Source organism: Shewanella sp. SR43-8 (assembly GCF_014163775.1).
Classification (GTDB): domain Bacteria; phylum Pseudomonadota; class Gammaproteobacteria; order Enterobacterales; family Shewanellaceae; genus Shewanella; species Shewanella vesiculosa.
Genome location: NZ_JACJDX010000004.1, coordinates 102,632 through 119,269, shown reverse-complemented (window position 1 = coordinate 119,269; position 16,638 = coordinate 102,632). Strand labels below are relative to the sequence as shown.

Below are 16,638 nucleotides of genomic sequence, written 5' to 3'. Positions count from 1 at the left end.
GTTGGAGCCTTTTTTAGATAACGATTCAGCCCGTAATATACTTTACAGCCAGTAAGCACATATCTAAATAATCTCTTATACCGTTTTATACAACCATAAAATGAAACAAAGGCGCAGGCCTAACTAAGTGTATTGTAGGTAAGTATTACAGCGCTAATGTAACTATTACACCGTACTATTAAACACGACTATATTAGCTGTGCCCTGTTAGGTAAGAAGAATTGATAGGATAATCGATTAATTTGCTTTAGGGCTAGCGCTGATGCAGTGCATCGGCAAGCTATCCCTATGGGTATGAAGAAAATTTACGTTAATAAAATATGAATTAAACAAACTAATTTAATGACTTACGCTACTTTATTCCCGCTACTTAGTTGGCATAAGGGTTATTTCACGTATATCACATCGCGGATTAGCAGAAATAGCATATATAACAGCATCTGCTATATCGCTAGGGTCTAGTTTGTCAGGTTTAGCCTCATCGAAAAATGGCGTGTTAACCATGCCGGGGCATATAGTGGTACACCGTCCGTTCCATTCAGCCATTTCGGCTGCCAAATTCTGTCCAAACCCGTAAGCAAACCATTTTGAAGCGCCATAAACAGAGCCTTTAAGCGTTATCTTGCCAGCAATTGAACTGGTAATAATAAAGTGCCCCTGCGTTTCTTTTAGCGAAGGTAAACTGGCTTTTGCAGTAAATAATAAAGCATTAATATTGACGTCGAGCATCGTTTTCCATTCATCTGGATCGCCATTTTCAATGCCTGCAGCATTAACGCCAGTACCTGCATTAGCAAAGACAACATCGATTCGACCAAATTTCTCTTTTGCCTTGGCAACGACATTGTTAATCTCATCCAGCTTGGATACATCTGCCGTTACCGCCAAGACCTTGTCTTCGCCCCAACGTTTAGCTATTTCATTAAGTTTATCAGTGCTTCTTGCCGTGATCACGGCTTTGTGTCCAGCTTCTAGTACCTTCTCTACGGTTGCGGCACCTATGCCACTAGAGGCACCGGTAATCAATATTATTTTTTCATTTGTCATGAGATTTATCCTTAATTCAAGCATTACTTAACTTGTTGGTTTTTCTGTGAAATGGTATCGATAAAAACAACAGCAATGCGATATCGCTGCTAGGTATGGTTATAGCTATGCAATACAGATACCACTTAACTCAGTACAAAACTCAACGTTGGGCCTATATAATGGTTTTTTCAAGCTTAAACGCATTATCTAGTTGCATTACAACAGGTGGTTGGTAATCTCTAACAGCGCCTCTTTAATGAATAAAGAGGGTTCATAAATAGCTAATAGCAAAAGGAATTCGGTTATTAACGTTACAACTGACATGGATGAGCAAACTGCTCCGAGTAAACCGATACGTTTGGCTAATCTTGACGCGATTAGAGGACTTGGCGTATTAGGTATTTTCTTCCTTAATATCTATTTTATGGGCAATAGTTTTTTCGGTTATGCTCCCCATGAAATCCAACCTCTATCAGATATTGGCATACTCATTTTTAGCAATTTCTTTTTAGAAGGTCGTTTCTTTAGCCTATTTGCGATGATTTTCGGTGTAGGAATGTTAATCCAATACCAACGCCAGCAAATGGAAATGGATACTGCCACCACTACCCAGAACAATAAACACATAAAAAGCCGCCAATATTGGCTAATTGCCTTTGGCGTAATACACGCCATATTCATCTTTCCCGGCGATATATTATTATCATATGGTGTCGCAGGACTATTAGCTTTTCGCTACATCAGACTCAGTGCCGATGAGCTAATGAGCAAGGCTAAATGGTTTATCTTTTTATCACTAATCCCCATCGCGCTTATTTCACTGATGCCTGACGATCAAGTTTACTCACGCGAGTCAGCTTTTTTCACTGAGCAACTGTCGGCTTGGACCGGCAGCTATTGGCAACAACTGAAGCTGCATTTAAGCTTGTTTGCTTACATGTTAGCGGTGATCCCATTAACGTTAATGTGGTATATCGCAGGCTTAATGCTATTGGGCATGGCGTTATATAAACGTAATATATTTATTGATGGGCTGGACAATAAAACCCTGTGGCAATGTGTGTTTTGGGCCGTGGTATTGTCATCATTAGATTCACTGCTGAGTCTTAGCGGTAATCCAATGTGGGAAGCGATATCAGATCTATTATTATGGTTCAGCGCGCTTGCGACTGCTTTGATTTATATCCATATTATTGTAAAGCTTTGCAAAAATACTCCCCATAGATTAACTCTACTGCAGAACGTTGGTAAGCTGGCATTTAGTTTATACATTCTGCAATCAATTGTCGGTATATTGCTACTACGTTATATCGCACCAGAGTGGCTGTACTCGCTAGATAGAATAGGTTACTTATCAATTGCAATTATCTACAGCCTGTTACAGCTGGTGTTAGCCGATGTCTATTTACGTATATTTAATCAAGGTCCGCTAGAAAAGCTTTGGCGTATGCTAGTCTCACGTACCAGCTAATGAATAATCAATACTTATGAGAAAATCGTCTGTAACAGACATTCTGTGCAATATTGCTCTATCTCATCAGATAGATGAACTTACTCTTACTGGGCTGACGCTAGCATGAATAAATTTGCTTGGTTAATGTTACTGCTTATCGGTGCTATTTGGGCTGCAGTCCAGCCTTGGCTTGCTGGAGTATATGGCATAATTAATCTGCTCACATTTACCTTGTACTACCGCGACAAATCGGCGGCTAAACGAGGGAAATGGCGCATAAAAGAAAGTACCTTACAATTTTTTGCCTTAATTGGCGGCGGGCCTGCAGCGCTACTTGGGCAATATCACTTACGCCATAAAACCCAAAAATCATCTTTTAAATGGGTGTTGTGGTGTTGTATCGTACTCAACTCAGCAGGGCTCAGCTTATTGTGTTACCAGCAGTGGCATCCGTTATTAGACGCATACCGTTAACCTCTTAGCTCAATGTTACCTTTAGCTACGTTGAGAAGTATTAGCCCAGCAGTTTTTGCGCTAAACTAGTCGCACTATCTACCCAACAATTCGAGATCAATTATGCGTATGATTTTGGCCGTACTGGTCATTGCGGGCGTTATTTTTTATTTTTTTACTCAATCTAACAATTCTAAAGCCGCGAAAGAAAATATTGAGAAAGGTAAGGTTTTTTTAGCTGAAAATGCCAAACGCCAAGGTGTGATACAAACCTTATCGGGCTTACAATATGAAGTATTAGTCAAAAGCGAAAACACTGACCATCCGAGCGCAAAAAGTAAAGTCACCGTGCATTATCACGGTACACTCATTGACGGTACAGTATTCGACAGTTCTGTTGATCGCGGCGAAACGATCAGCTTTGGCTTAAACCAAGTCATAGCTGGTTGGACCGAAGGTGTACAACTAATGAGTATTGGCGATAAATTCCGTTTTTATATTCCTAGCCAATTGGCTTACGGCAATCGCTCCACCGGCAAAATTGAAGGTGGTTCAGTACTCATATTTGACGTTGAGTTATTTGAGATTAACTAATCAGCACTGAGTATCAGTTTAAACTGAAAATAAAAAAGCCTCCTTGTTGGAGGCTTTTTGTTATGGGTTATTGACTCATTAGGCTTCACTCGATAACGATTTGATTATCATGCTAGATAAAACGGATCATCGATAGACTTCGCGGGCGGTGTAAACCATTTAGGCCCTTGCGCTGTCATATAGAAATGGTCTTCATGGCGAATACCAAACTCGCCTGGTACGCATAACATTGGCTCGTTACTAAAGCACATACCAACCGCCAGCGGGGTAATATCATTACCCACCAAATATGGCCATTCATGAATGTCTAAACCAATACCGTGGCCTGTACGATGAGGTAAGCCCGGAACTGCGTAACCTGGACCAAAACCAGCAGCTTCAAGTACTTTGCGCGCAGCAGCATCTACCTCGCCACACGGTGTACCAATTTGCGCCGCCTCAAATGCGGCAATTTGCGCATCTTGTTCAAGTTGCCATAACTGACGTTGACGAGCGTTGGGTTCACCAAATACATAAGTACGGGTGATATCTGAGTTATATCCCTGTAACTGGCACCCTGTATCAATCAGGACGGTGTCATTTAGCGCTAATGCTTTAGGCGATTTAACCCCATGCGGATAAGCAGTATCTTCGCCAAATAGTACGATGCAAAAATACGATCCTTTAGGCGCACCAACGGCAACATGAGCTTGGTGAATAAAGTTTTCAACCTCTATGGTAGTAATGCCCTCGTATAATATGCTGGCCGCCGCTTTATGTACTTCAAGGGTCATGTCTTTAGCACGTTGCATTAAGGCAATTTCAGCAACCGACTTCATCATCCGACACCCAGCTGTAACCGTTGTGGCGCTGACAAATCGATGCTGTGGAGCGGCTTGGGCTATGCCATCACTGATGAAAAAAGCGGTTGACTCATCAATACCAATTTTGGCTTGGCTCACGCCAATGTTATCTAACACGTCGGCAAATAGCTGAAATGGACTTTCATCCTCATGCCACGTATTCACTTGGCCCTTAATGGTCATATATCCCTGTAACGTATCAAGCTCAAAAGCTGGCGCAATATACTGCACCTCACCCACAGCAGGGATAATCGCGCCAACCATACGCTCACTCGCAAACCAACGAGTACCAGTAAAATAGTACAAGTTAGTGCCAGCATTAACATAAATCGCATCTAAACCGTGCTGTGCCATCAATCGTTGTGCATGTTGAATTCGTCGATTAAATTCATCATCACTTATCAACCCTATGCCATGAGTCATATTCGTGAGTGTGGCTAATGCTTGTTGCGGGCTAACGCCGCCGACACCGATTGTCATAGGTTTTCCTTTAGTTATTTTTATTGTTATTTATCTAGCAATAGAATGATTGAATCAAATCGTCTTATCTTGTCCAAATATACAAGATAGTTACTACCGATAAGAATACCGTCTGCATCGCTTTGTTACCATTGTATACAATATAAGTTTACAATTTTTGTCTGATTGATAAACATTATGTCAGCGACTTCACTTGCCAGTTTGCCGTCACACTTGCGATAATCCCCCTTCATTCTACAGAGCTGAGTTCATCAGTCGCCTCCAATGGAGAAACCATGTCCAATATTATTGCTACGCGCCTTAGCGCCATTCGCCAGCAGCTTGAAGTAAACCAAATAGATGCATTCATCATTCCCCGCGCTGACGAATATTTAGGTGAATACGTACCTGCCCGTAATGAACGTTTACATTGGGCCACTGGCTTTACCGGTTCTGCTGGCATGGCTGTTGTGCTAAAAGACCGCGCGGCAATATTTACTGACGGCCGTTACACAGTGCAAGTGCGTCAACAAGTAGACGGTAACTTGTTTGAATATTTAAGTCTGTATGACGATCCACAAATTGACTGGTTAATTGACACGTTACCTGCTGGCGCGAGTGTCGGCATCGATAGCCGTTTACACACCCTAGCTTGGTATCAACAAACTAAAGCACAATTTGATAAAGCCGACATCAATCTCGTCGACGTAGATAACAACCCCATCGATATAAGTTGGTTAGATCGCCCTGCACCGTCAGCATCGACCATGACGCTATTCAGTCACCAAGGAGCTGGAGGCAATAGCGTTGAGAAACGTCAACAAATTGGTGGGTTGGTTAAAAAACAAGGTGCCGACGTCGCTCTAATTGCAGCATTAGACTCATGCTGTTGGTTACTCAATATCCGTAGTAATGATGTACCACGCTTCCCCGTCATTCTTGGTTGTGGATTATTATCGACCAATGGCGACATGACCTTTTTTACCGATTTAGCCAAAGTGCCGCAAAATATTGCCGCGCACGTTGGTACTGGCGTGAGCTTTAAAGATGAAGCAGAGCTGGCTTCTGTGTTGGCACAAATGAAGGGGGTTAAGTTATTAGCTGACCCACATTCTGCTAACGCATACTCGCAACTACTCGCACAAAAGGCTGGCGCAAAGCTGATTGTAGGTAGTGACCCTGTTGCATTACCTAAAGCACAAAAAAATAGCGCCGAATTAGCCGGTATGCGTGCATGTCATATCCGTGATGGTGCAGCAGTGAGCCGCTTTTTAGCCTGGTTAGACAACCAAGTTGAGCAACACATCATGCATGATGAAGCCCAACTGGCTGACAAATTAGAAAGCTTTAGATTACAAGACCCGCTGTATCGCGAACCAAGCTTTGACACCATTTCAGCTACCGGCGCCAATGCCGCTATGTGCCATTACAACCACAATAATGGCACGCCAAGCACCATGACCATGGACAGCATTTATTTGGTCGATTCTGGCGCGCAATATTTAGATGGCACCACAGACGTCACTCGTACCATCGCCATTGGCAAGGTGACCGATGAGCAGAAGAAAATGGTCACGCTGGTATTAAAAGGCCATATTGCCCTTGATACTGCCCGTTTCCCTAAAGGCACTTCTGGTCAACAACTCGATGCGTTTGCTCGTCAGTATTTATGGCAGCATGGTTTTGATTATGACCATGGTACTGGCCATGGTGTCGGTCACTTTTTAAGTGTTCACGAAGGCCCGCAGCGTATTGGCAAAAACGTCAATGGCGTGGCATTACTGCCGGGCATGGTATTGTCCAATGAGCCTGGTTATTATCGCGCCGACGGTTTTGGTATTCGTATCGAAAACCTGGTTACAGTGCAGCATTGCCAAGCCCTAACGGGTGCAGAGCGTGAAATGTATGAGTTTGATGTATTAACTCATATTCCAATGGATGCACGCTTAATTGATAAGTCATTATTAACTGATTTTGAAGTCAATTGGTTTAATCAATATCAGCAAAAAGTGCATCAAACCTTAGCGCCATTATTGCAAGGTGATGAGTTAACTTGGCTCAATAAAGTAACTGCTGCGATTTAAGTGTTAACCAATACAACATAACGCGCGAGCACTGAATATAGGGCTTTAGACGAATAACTCGTCTAAAGCCCTTTTAGTGGAATACCATTAAGTTCAAACTAGGTCATAGCACGCTAAGGCACGACATCAGCGGCAATATTTCCCCCATCATCACAAGCATATTTATCGTCAGATTTACCATGAGTTAACCTGTATACATGTATTAACCCGTTTGGATCGTAAGACGTCACTGTCATCTCTACACCGATAATGCGCAATAACAGCATAATGTTGCCAACGTCGAGCTTGAACTCACGTCGGTTAATTTGCCTATTCTTGGCAAACGCCACTATTACTAAATAATGGTATTAAATTGCCATACCAAGGGCGGCGATCCGTTATTAGTGATAAATGCTCAAAAGGGTTATAACTGCAGCGAGTTAATTTTATTGTGAGGTATACAAAACAATCTGTTTTTAGTGCGTTTTTGCCTATATAACAAAAAATGTTAGCCGCTTCCTATTTCCGCATTGTCGATTGTTGTAAACTCCGCGCCAACAAAGGCTATGTTGGTAAGAGTAAATTTTACCAGACATGTGTTTAACAAAGTTGTTTAGCACAATACTCGCAGGTCACTAACGCTATATGCGCCAAGTGGATCTCTCACCTAAGTGTTTCTTGTTTAGGGCTCTACCTGCCATAGCCGTGTCGCCAATGAATGACCATTGGTTAACTCATAATTTAAGAGATCAAAAGGTATAATCACTATGAAGTCTGAACAGACTCTCTCTAGCTCGACCGCCGCTTCTGATTCATTTTTGGATCGTTATTTCAATATATCTGCCCGAGGTAGTACCTTAAAACGTGAAGTCATTGCTGGCTTAACGACGTTTTTAGCGATGGTTTATTCGGTGATTGTGGTGCCAAACATGCTCGGCGCGGCAGGGTTTGATCCTGCTGCGGTATTTATCGCCACTTGTTTAATTGCCGCGTTTGGTTCATTACTCATGGGACTATGGGCTAATTTACCTATGGCCATAGGGTGTGCAATATCACTCACCGCATTTACTGCATTTAGCATGGTGCTGGGACAGGGAATATCGATTCCAGTGACTCTTGGCGCTATTTTCCTGATGGGTATCGTATTTACACTTGTGAGTGCCACAGGGATCCGTCAATGGGTGCTCACTAACCTGCCAACCGGTATCGCTCACGGTACGGGAATTGGTATTGGTCTGTTTTTACTCCTTATCGCAACCAATAGCGTTAAATTGATTGTATCAAACGATGCCGGTTTACCCGTAAAGCTTGGTGATATTAATAGTTTACCGGTTATCGCAACGATTATTGGTCTTGCTATGACCATAGGGCTTGAGCGCCGGGGCACACCAGGTGGCATATTATTGGTAATAGTCGGACTATCGATTTTTGGGTTAATATTTGATCCAAGCGTGACTTATCAAGGCCTATTTGCTTTGCCGGACTTAATGTCTGATACATCGCTGATTGGTCAACTCGATATTATGGGCGCACTGAATCCAGTAGTACTGCCGATTGTATTGGCATTGGTGATGACCGCCATTTTCGATGCCACAGGCACGATTCGAGCAGTTGCCGGACAAGCGGAACTTCTCGATGATAACGACAATATTGTCGGCGGTGGTAAAGCACTGACATCAGACTCAGTCAGCAGTATTTTTGCTGGCGTGGTAGGCGGCGCTCCTGCAGCAGTTTATATTGAATCCGCAGCTGGAACCGCAGCAGGTGGCAAAACAGGCCTGACTGCAACCATAGTTGGCTTGTTATTTTTGATGATGATGTTCTTAGCGCCGTTAAGCTTTTTGGTACCCGCTTATGCGACAGCTCCTGCGCTTATGTATGTTGGCTTACTGATGCTAAGCAACGTCACCAAGCTTGATTTTGACGATAAAGTCGATGCAATGGCGGGCCTAACCTGCGCGGTATTTATCATTTTAAGCTGTAATATCGTTACTGGGATTATGCTTGGCTTTGTTACCTTGGTTATTGGCCGTATATGTAGCGGCGAGTGGCGTAAGCTGCGACTTGGGGTCATCTTAATCACCCTAGGTTTAGTCGCTTTCTACATGGGTGGCTGGGCGATTTAACCCAATTGTAAACTCAATATTAAGGCCAGCCATAGAGGCTGGCCTTTTTGTTTTCAACAACCATATCTGCTAACGAAAGGGCATCAATTTAACGCCCCTAGTTTTGGACGATCACTCTAATAGGGAGGCCACTTGAATGCCTTGATACGTTTAAATGTGTAAAAGCTCTGTCAGGTTTACGCATTCTGACGTAGAAAGTTTTCGAATGAAGGTTTAGCATCTTTTATGTTTGCTGAGTCGTGTTGAGCTGAGTGGGTATGGGTTAAATGGCTTGCCCTTCATTGTCATCCATCACTTGCAGTGGGCTTATGTGTAGATACTGCTTCGGGACGCTTTGCGCCATCCATGGCCGCTTAACGAAAACGTCCCTGTTTTCGATACCCTCAGTCGCATCTACACTGGATCATTCTATCTCTTCGATTTGGCTTCATTTGGTACGAATGTTAAGTTAAAAGCTAACTTGATTATGCTTCTTTCTAAGTTAGGTATAACGTTCTATTACATTTACGGGTCATCATTTATCTTAGGAAACCAATCATAATTCTTCTGTAGCAAAGACCATTTATTGTAAATTTAATGAGAACGATGAATAAGCAAACGAAAGTAGTATGGTTGAATAATCTAGCCTCATCTAAGTTGTTGATAATTAGTCATTTAAAATAATTATCATTTTTTTAGCCACTTTTATCGCGCAACCTCGATTTGTTTTTATGGTTTAATAATAACTTATCGTTTTACATCAATAAGATAAAGGATTTAGGATGTTATTAATCAATAACTTGAACAGCCGACTTTATTGGGCGAGCCGTTCAATAAGCTGTTAGGCATCATCAATATGAGTACCGAAGATCGACTGAAAATGTGGCGAGCATTCTCGGATCTATTTCTAGATACTGAAATAGAAGATTATGTGTTTGAGTTCATAGCTCGAACAATTTCCGAATGCGGACTTTCCCTATCAGAGGCAGAAGAAATTCTCTGGTACGAGGTTTACCCAGTATTGGAAGGGAACCTTAGAAGTATTGCAGGAGTATGGGAGGGTTGGCCGGATTCTTGGTTACTTCAAAATCTACCTGCACCGGTTCGCCCAAGTGCTATTCATGGCGATCCCATAATAATCAAAGAGATTAAACGATACTGGCAAAAAGTAACTGAAACCTATGAGGGTCAAAATGCCTAACAAACAGCCCAAGCCGACCGCCACTCCGTTGCTCGTTTTGTGCTTTAACGCTACGCTAGCACAAAATAATCAACTCCGTTCCGGCGGCTAAGCTGGGCGTTAGGCGGTCAAATCTGAATCGGAGATTTAACATGGGAAAAGAATTTCCAGATGTCTTAAAAAAATTGCATGCAATTGAAATAGATTATGCTGATGGGGATGGAATAGACTTCGAGCCATTTGATGAATTCTATTCTGAAGAGGATACTTCTGATTGGATCAAAGCATGGACTGGAAACAGTTCACTTGATGGTAGTGAATATTTGATATTTGGCCAAGATGGAACAGGGGGTTATGTTGCAATTTGGCTTGTAAGAAATGATAGCGATTTGCTTCAGCAGCCAATTGTATTTTTTGGCTCTGAGGGGGAAGTTGGAGTAATCGCGCAAAACTTTAGAGACTATGTTTGGTTATTCGCTAATGGCATTGGCCCATATGAGGCTGTAGCTTATCCCGGCCTAGACAGGCCAAAGAATCAAGTGTTTTTTGCATTTGCTAAGAAGTTTGCTTCACAACACGAAAGCACTGCTTCTGAAATTATTGGAAGGGCACAATCAGAATACCCTGATTTTGAAAAATTAATTGAGCAACTATGCAAGTAACCTCATAAGCGCCTAACAAGCGCAGTAAATGCGAACGCGAAAAGTGCGGCGCTTTCTGTGAGCGTTACCCATAAAAATTTAACCTGAAACTCACGAATTAGAATTAATGGTCTAACCCACTTTTGTTCAAAAACGAGTTAACAGCCACGCACTTAAGGTGCTGTAATTGCCATGAGTATTAATCCATATCATCTAAACTATTCTGTTCTAAAAAATCTTCTCTTTTGACACAGATAAAGTTCAGGATTTAAACAAAAGTTTGTTATACTCCGCGGCCGCTTATCGATGGCACTCAATTGGGTGTATCATTCAAGCTTAATGTTTTTCAGCTATCCGAAGACGTTAATCAACCCAGTTAAGCATGAGTTCAGCCATAAATAAGGCTATCGGCCCCAATATTCCAGATTGATGTTGTGCAGATAATATTAACTTCTCGCAACTAAATCGCTTTGTTTTGATGTACATACAGGAACCGCACCATGAAATTCGAATCTTTTAGCTTCGCCCCAGAAATATTACGCGCGATCGCTGAGTGCGGTTATCAATCTATGACGCCAATTCAACAACAAGCGATCCCGGCAATCCGCCGTGGTGAAGACGTGTTGGCCAGCGCACAAACAGGAACAGGTAAAACGGCGGCTTTCGCACTGCCTATTCTGCAAAGAATGTGTGATAACCCAAAAGAAACGATGCCGTCTAACACTCGCGCCTTAATTCTTACACCAACTCGTGAGCTTGCCGCACAGGTTGCAGATAACATTACCGCTTACAGTAAACACCTCAACTTAACCGTATTAACCATTTATGGTGGCGTTAAGATAGATACTCAGTCACAAAAACTGAAACGCGGCGCCGACGTGATTGTAGCAACACCAGGTCGTTTACTTGAACACATAGTGGCGTGTAACTTAAGTTTATCTAATGTTGAGTTTTTAGTACTTGATGAAGCCGACCGTATGCTTGATATGGGCTTTAGTGCCGATATTAAAAAGATCCTCCAAGCAGTAAATAAAAATCGCCAAAACATGTTGTTCTCTGCAACCTTCTCTACCGAAGTGAAAAAGCTAGCGAATGAAATGCTTGAAAAACCAAAAGTAATTACTGTGGATAAACAAAACACCACAGCAGCTACCGTAAGCCAAGTTATCTACCCTGTTGAACAACGTCGCAAGCGTGAATTATTATCTGAGCTTATCGGTACTAAAAACTGGCGCCAAGTGTTGGTATTTACCGCGACCCGTGATGCGGCAGACAAGTTAGTTAAAGAATTAAACTTGGATGGTATTCCATCTGGCGTGGTTCACGGCGAAAAAGCCCAAGGTAGTCGTCGTCGCGCGCTACGTGAATTTGTTGAAGGCAAAATTCGTGTATTAGTGGCTACCGAAGTTGCTGCCCGTGGTCTTGATATTCAAAACCTTGAATACGTTGTTAACTTCGATTTACCGTTTTTAGCCGAAGATTATGTCCACCGTATTGGCCGTACTGGCCGTGCAGGTAAAACTGGTGTGGCAATTTCTTTTGTAAGCCGTGAAGAAGAACGCACATTAGCTGACATTGAAAAATTAATTGGCCAACAAATTCGCCGTGTTACGGTACCAGGTTATGAAGTGGGTAGCCGTGAAATGCTGCTTAAGCAAATTGAAAAACGTCGTAGCTTTGCCAAAAAGCAACAACGCGGTGATAACGCTGGCGCACAGATGATTGCCGAGAAAAACATGGATGGCCGTCGTGTTAAAGTCGGTAAAGTGAGCAGTACCGTGAAGTACAAAAAAATTAAGTAATCTTTTTGATGCAAACAAAAAGGCGCCTCGGCGCCTTTTTTGCGTATTAATCAAAGTCATTAGCGTGTCATCTGGCGCATTGCTACCAGCAATATCCTTTGTTATCACTAAGGAGCATTCTCAGGATATGACGTCACAACTCGCCTAAGCATAAAGCCGAGCAATAATCGCAAATAATGTAAATCCTGTCGTGCCATGACTCATAGCTACAACGCATGTAAAATCTAGACTTGTCGTCAAAAAAACACAATCTTTCATCACAAAAAACGGTCATATTTGTACTATTTTCGCCATAAAGTGACTTTTATATTGGCTTTTTAATAGCGCATCTCGTTACACTGTTCGGCATATAAAAATATCCCTACACAGAGGCTGTACATCATCATGGCGATTCCTACTACATTTGGCACAGCAAATACTCCAGGCACGATTAAAGCGATGCTATTAGGCTGCGGTGAACTCGGCAAAGAGGTGGCTATTGAGCTGCAACGTTATGGTATTGAGGTGATTGGGGTTGATCGCTACCCTAATGCGCCTGCTATGCAAATTGCTCATCGCTTTCATGTGATTAACATGTTGGATGCTGAGGCATTAAAAGCGGTTATTGAGCTTGAAAAGCCTGATTTAGTCATTCCAGAAATTGAAGCCATTGCCACCCAAACCTTAGTAGAACTAGAGCAACAAGGTCTGCATGTCGTGCCGACAGCCAATGCGGCCAAACTGACTATGGATCGTGAAGGAATTCGCCGTCTCGCGGCAGAAACCTTAGCGATTCCAACTTCAAAGTATTTTTTCTGTGACACCCAAGCAGAATTTGAACAAGCCGTAGCCGATATTGGTATTCCTTGTGTGGTTAAGCCGGTGATGAGCTCATCTGGTAAAGGTCAGAGTGTGATTAAATCAGCAGATACTGTTCAGCACGCATGGGCTTACGCTCAAGAAGGCGGCCGCGCAGGCAAAGGCCGAGTGATTGTTGAAGCCTTTATTCCATTTGATTACGAAATTACCTTGCTAACCATTAGCGCTGTTAATGGCATTCACTTTTGTGACCCAATTGGTCACAGACAAGAAGATGGTGATTATCGTGAATCATGGCAACCACAAGCCATGCCAGCTGATGTACTACAAAAAGCCCAAGCTATGAGCCAGCGTGTGGTTGAAGCACTGGGGGGATATGGCTTATTTGGGGTTGAACTATTTATTCGCGGTGATGAAGTGTACTTTTCTGAAGTATCACCAAGGCCACACGACACAGGTTTAGTCACTTTAATCAGCCAAGATTTATCTGAATTTGCTTTGCATGTTCGAGCGATTTTGGGCTTACCAATCAGCAATATTGCCCAACATGGACCCAGTGCTTCTGCAGTGATTTTAGCAACAGGCACCTCGACCAATATTCGTTATCAAGGCATCGCGGCTGCGTTAGCCCCGGCTAACACTCAATTACGTTTGTTTGGTAAACCAGATATTGATGGTCGCCGTCGTTTAGGCGTTGCATTAGCCCGTGATAGCTCGGTGGAAGCAGCGGTCGAAAAAGCTAAAATAGTGGCGAGTAATATCAAGGTTATATTTTAAATAACGCTTATCTCAGTTAAGCAATAACAGCTCAACAAAATGACTTGATAGACAAAATTAAGCCGCCGAATCTGTTACACGTTTCAGCGGCTTATTTTTTGCTTTTTGCTTTTTGTGTTTAAGTGAATGTATACCTTAGCTTGATAACTTAGTTTTTTGCTTTTGGCAGTGACTTACTGGCTAAATGAAAGTGGACTAACATCATTAGACGAAATAGCGCTTTGAGTTTACGTTCCTGATCAAACTTACCCACATTGATCAATTTTCGTAATACGGTGATTTTCATGTACAGGTTTTTCACCAACACATCACTTGGCTCATCTAGATATTTATCAAACTCTTTATAACCCTCAATGGTTTTAGCGCTCAGTCTAGCTTGTCGAATACGTAAACCTGAGCTCATGGCATGTTCAAACGCTTTAGTTTCTAACCCTTTAATAATATCAGCGGCGCTGATTTCCTGCGCTAAGCCATCAACGATAAAATGAATATTTGATTCAATCTCAAATTGCAGCGCATGGGTATCATGACGTACGTTATCAAACTTTGTCCGTTCTTTATCAACAAAATCAAACAAGATTTTCCATAGTGACATAAGCGAATATCCGTATTACTGGTGGTGATTAAAGAGCCATTAGCCATTAACCTGATTCAACACTTTACCCTGTTGAAACTGGTGTACATTTTCAACCGCGATGTTGAGTAGATTTTGTCTAGCCTGCAATGTTGCCCAGGCAATATGCGGCGTAATGGTAATATTGGCAGCACTAAGGAGCGGATTATCATGACTTGGCGGCTCAGTTGATAGCACGTCAACGCCAGCAAATCCATGAGCATGGTTAAGCCATTGGGCTAAATCAATTTCATTAATCAAGTCGCCGCGAGCAGTATTAACTAATAAACAACCCGGTTTAAGTAAGCGTAAACTGTCACTGTTTATCATATATTTGGTTGCCGCATTAAGCGGACAATGTAGCGATATAATATCGGCTTGCTTAAGTAAATGGTCACGTTGACACCATTGAATGGCTGCTGGTAAATTCGTTTTCGGTTGCGTAGTGGTGATCAAGACATTCATACCGAATGCCACACCTAAATTGGCAACTTGCTGACCAATATCGCCATACCCCACCACCCCTAAGGTTAATCCTTTTAACGAGGTTAATGGACTCAAACTAAAACAAAAATCCCGATTAGCAGCCCATTGTCCAGCTTTAACAGCGTGATCGTGTAAGGCCACCTGCTGATGGTGATGCAGAATATGGGCAAACACCATTTGCGCCACGGCATCTGGGCCATAAGCAGGAATATTGGTGACCACAATCCCCTGCGCGGTTGCGGCATCCATGTCTACAACATTGGTGCCTGTGGCAAGAACCCCAATATAAATTAATCCGGGCAGTTGCTTTAAGGTTGTAGCACTCAACTGGGTTTTATTCGTCAGCACAATTTGCGCACCTTGACAGCGACTGACGATTTGGTCGAGTGGTGTATGGTCGTAAATATCGCACTCGCCTAATGCCTCTAGCGCCTGCCAATTCAAATCACCAGGATTCAGAGTGTAACCATCTAATACCACTATTTTCATCGATTTTTGGCCCTATTAATAACAGCGTGCACAGGCATTGAGCCTATTACTAACGCATTCCACGTGAAGTTTTAATTCGCTCGTAAGCAGCTTGAATATCTTGCGCTTTAGTGTTGGCAAGCTCCATCATTTCTTCTGGTAAGCCTTTTGCAACAAGCTTATCAGGATGATGTTCGTTCATCAGTTTGCGGTAAGTACGCTTAACGTCTTGATCGCTTGCAGACTCTGATACGCCGAGGAGTACATAAGCATCAGTCAGCGGCATTTTATTACCTTGCGGCGACTGATGATGACTGAATTCAGCTTGCCAACGAGCCAGTAACACATCAAGTTGTGCAGCAAGACCAAGCTTATTGGCAATAGCGGATAAAATTTGCTTCTCATTGGCATGTAACTCACCATCAGATAATGCAGTTTGAATTTGGATCTCTAAAAACATCTGCGCTAACTCAGCTCGGCCTTGAGTGGCTTGTCGAAACAACTCAAGCTGCTGTAACAGATCAAAATCAGCTTGGCGCCCTTGGCGAAAAGCTGTTTGCGCATCAATACGCGATTGTCCTGATAACTTCATTTGATCCATTAACATGGCCGCAATACGGATGTCGGTTTCAGTCACTCGCCCAGAGGCTTTAGCTACATGGCCCATGACGGCAAATGTAGCATTGAAAAACATCGCCTGACGCTCACCGCCTTTACGCATTAACGCGCTTAAGCCTTGGCGTCTGTCATAAGCATGGCCTAACCATAAGCCTAAAATAGCCCCAAAGAAACGCCCAAACATAAACCCAATGATAAACCCAAAAACTTTACCCCAAATTCGCATGTTGTTTTCCACTACGGTTAAATAATTAATA

The 16,638-nt window shown here is 42.7% G+C and carries 15 protein-coding genes; 9 read left to right on the top strand and 6 right to left on the bottom strand.

All coding sequences use genetic code 11. From position 1 onward, the window contains the following. Window positions 1–366: 366 nt before the first annotated feature. Window positions 367–1,047 carry an SDR family oxidoreductase gene (locus H5114_RS06380; RefSeq protein ID WP_182722486.1) on the bottom strand — a complete coding sequence of 227 codons (681 nt, stop codon included), beginning with the start codon at window positions 1,045–1,047 and terminating at the stop codon, window positions 367–369. A gap of 304 nt (window positions 1,048–1,351) precedes the next feature. On the opposite strand from H5114_RS06380, the gene H5114_RS06375 reads away from it, so the two are divergent. From H5114_RS06375 to H5114_RS06365, 3 genes are all read left to right on the top strand, one after another. Beyond that, a complete protein-coding gene (locus H5114_RS06375) occupies window positions 1,352–2,500 on the top strand; it encodes a DUF418 domain-containing protein (protein WP_182722485.1) in 1,149 nt (382 codons plus the stop codon). A 105-nt stretch (window positions 2,501–2,605) separates the two neighbouring features. After that, complete coding sequence (locus H5114_RS06370; RefSeq protein WP_182722484.1) at window positions 2,606–2,956, top strand: DUF1294 domain-containing protein; 351 nt, start codon at window positions 2,606–2,608, stop codon at window positions 2,954–2,956. Between the two features lie 102 nt (window positions 2,957–3,058). Continuing rightward, entirely contained in the window at window positions 3,059–3,529 is a 471-nt protein-coding gene (locus tag H5114_RS06365) for an FKBP-type peptidyl-prolyl cis-trans isomerase (protein ID WP_182722483.1), read from the top strand. 107 nt (window positions 3,530–3,636) lie between these two features. On the opposite strand, the gene H5114_RS06360 is transcribed toward H5114_RS06365, so the two are convergent. Further along, the gene (locus H5114_RS06360; RefSeq protein ID WP_182722482.1) at window positions 3,637–4,851 is read right to left on the bottom strand and encodes a Xaa-Pro peptidase family protein; all 1,215 of its coding nucleotides are present in this window, start codon (window positions 4,849–4,851) and stop codon (window positions 3,637–3,639) included. A gap of 275 nt (window positions 4,852–5,126) precedes the next feature. Here H5114_RS06360 and H5114_RS06355 point away from each other — a divergent pair, with 275 nt between their 5' ends. After that, window positions 5,127–6,914 carry an aminopeptidase P family protein gene (locus tag H5114_RS06355; protein ID WP_182722481.1) on the top strand — a complete coding sequence of 596 codons (1,788 nt, stop codon included), beginning with the start codon at window positions 5,127–5,129 and terminating at the stop codon, window positions 6,912–6,914. A gap of 113 nt (window positions 6,915–7,027) precedes the next feature. On the opposite strand, the gene H5114_RS06350 is transcribed toward H5114_RS06355, so the two are convergent. Next, on the bottom strand, window positions 7,028–7,180 hold the full coding sequence (locus tag H5114_RS06350) for a hypothetical protein (RefSeq protein ID WP_182722480.1): 153 nt from the start codon (window positions 7,178–7,180) through the stop codon (window positions 7,028–7,030). Window positions 7,181–7,660: 480 nt separating this feature from the next. Between H5114_RS06350 and H5114_RS06345 the strand changes: the two genes are divergently transcribed. The 5 genes from H5114_RS06345 (at window position 7,661) to purT (ending at window position 14,196) form a co-directional block, all read left to right on the top strand. Then, window positions 7,661–9,019, top strand: coding sequence for an NCS2 family permease (locus tag H5114_RS06345; RefSeq protein WP_182722479.1), 1,359 nt, complete (start codon window positions 7,661–7,663; stop codon window positions 9,017–9,019). 835 nt (window positions 9,020–9,854) lie between these two features. Then, a complete protein-coding gene (locus tag H5114_RS06340) occupies window positions 9,855–10,199 on the top strand; it encodes a hypothetical protein (RefSeq protein ID WP_182722478.1) in 345 nt (114 codons plus the stop codon). A 131-nt stretch (window positions 10,200–10,330) separates the two neighbouring features. Beyond that, the gene (locus H5114_RS06335) at window positions 10,331–10,840 is read left to right on the top strand and encodes an SMI1/KNR4 family protein (RefSeq protein WP_182722477.1); all 510 of its coding nucleotides are present in this window, start codon (window positions 10,331–10,333) and stop codon (window positions 10,838–10,840) included. 479 nt (window positions 10,841–11,319) lie between these two features. After that, complete coding sequence (locus tag H5114_RS06330) at window positions 11,320–12,621, top strand: DEAD/DEAH box helicase (protein WP_182722476.1); 1,302 nt, start codon at window positions 11,320–11,322, stop codon at window positions 12,619–12,621. 384 nt (window positions 12,622–13,005) lie between these two features. Next, complete coding sequence (gene purT / locus H5114_RS06325) at window positions 13,006–14,196, top strand: formate-dependent phosphoribosylglycinamide formyltransferase (protein WP_182722475.1); 1,191 nt, start codon at window positions 13,006–13,008, stop codon at window positions 14,194–14,196. A 148-nt stretch (window positions 14,197–14,344) separates the two neighbouring features. On the opposite strand, the gene H5114_RS06320 is transcribed toward purT, so the two are convergent. Genes H5114_RS06320 through djlA form a run of 3 tightly spaced genes read right to left on the bottom strand, consistent with a single transcriptional unit; the run spans window position 14,345 to window position 16,607 of the window. Next, window positions 14,345–14,791 (bottom strand): hypothetical protein, encoded by a 447-nt coding sequence (locus tag H5114_RS06320; RefSeq protein ID WP_124017870.1) that lies wholly within the window; start codon window positions 14,789–14,791, stop codon window positions 14,345–14,347. Between the two features lie 39 nt (window positions 14,792–14,830). Next, window positions 14,831–15,784, bottom strand: coding sequence for a D-2-hydroxyacid dehydrogenase (locus tag H5114_RS06315; protein ID WP_182722474.1), 954 nt, complete (start codon window positions 15,782–15,784; stop codon window positions 14,831–14,833). Between the two features lie 49 nt (window positions 15,785–15,833). Next, window positions 15,834–16,607, bottom strand: a complete 774-nt coding sequence (djlA, locus tag H5114_RS06310) for a co-chaperone DjlA (protein WP_124017868.1) — start codon at window positions 16,605–16,607, stop codon at window positions 15,834–15,836. Between the last annotated feature and the right edge of the window lie 31 nt (window positions 16,608–16,638).

Bases quoted from the DNA above. Each gene is read 5' to 3' on its own strand.
- H5114_RS06370 (WP_182722484.1), top strand. From the start codon at position 2,606: ATGAATAAATTTGCTTGGTTAATGTTACTGCTTATCGGTGCTATTTGG.
- H5114_RS06360 (WP_182722482.1), bottom strand. From the start codon at position 4,851: ATGACAATCGGTGTCGGCGGCGTTAGCCCGCAACAAGCATTAGCCACA.
- djlA (WP_124017868.1), bottom strand. From the start codon at position 16,607: ATGCGAATTTGGGGTAAAGTTTTTGGGTTTATCATTGGGTTTATGTTT.
- H5114_RS06315 (WP_182722474.1), bottom strand. From the start codon at position 15,784: ATGAAAATAGTGGTATTAGATGGTTACACTCTGAATCCTGGTGATTTG.
- H5114_RS06340 (WP_182722478.1), top strand. From the start codon at position 9,855: ATGAGTACCGAAGATCGACTGAAAATGTGGCGAGCATTCTCGGATCTA.
- H5114_RS06380 (WP_182722486.1), bottom strand. From the start codon at position 1,047: ATGACAAATGAAAAAATAATATTGATTACCGGTGCCTCTAGTGGCATA.
- H5114_RS06350 (WP_182722480.1), bottom strand. From the start codon at position 7,180: ATGCTGTTATTGCGCATTATCGGTGTAGAGATGACAGTGACGTCTTAC.
- H5114_RS06355 (WP_182722481.1), top strand. From the start codon at position 5,127: ATGTCCAATATTATTGCTACGCGCCTTAGCGCCATTCGCCAGCAGCTT.
- H5114_RS06375 (WP_182722485.1), top strand. From the start codon at position 1,352: ATGGATGAGCAAACTGCTCCGAGTAAACCGATACGTTTGGCTAATCTT.
- H5114_RS06330 (WP_182722476.1), top strand. From the start codon at position 11,320: ATGAAATTCGAATCTTTTAGCTTCGCCCCAGAAATATTACGCGCGATC.
- H5114_RS06365 (WP_182722483.1), top strand. From the start codon at position 3,059: ATGCGTATGATTTTGGCCGTACTGGTCATTGCGGGCGTTATTTTTTAT.
- purT (WP_182722475.1), top strand. From the start codon at position 13,006: ATGGCGATTCCTACTACATTTGGCACAGCAAATACTCCAGGCACGATT.
- H5114_RS06335 (WP_182722477.1), top strand. From the start codon at position 10,331: ATGGGAAAAGAATTTCCAGATGTCTTAAAAAAATTGCATGCAATTGAA.
- H5114_RS06345 (WP_182722479.1), top strand. From the start codon at position 7,661: ATGAAGTCTGAACAGACTCTCTCTAGCTCGACCGCCGCTTCTGATTCA.
- H5114_RS06320 (WP_124017870.1), bottom strand. From the start codon at position 14,791: ATGTCACTATGGAAAATCTTGTTTGATTTTGTTGATAAAGAACGGACA.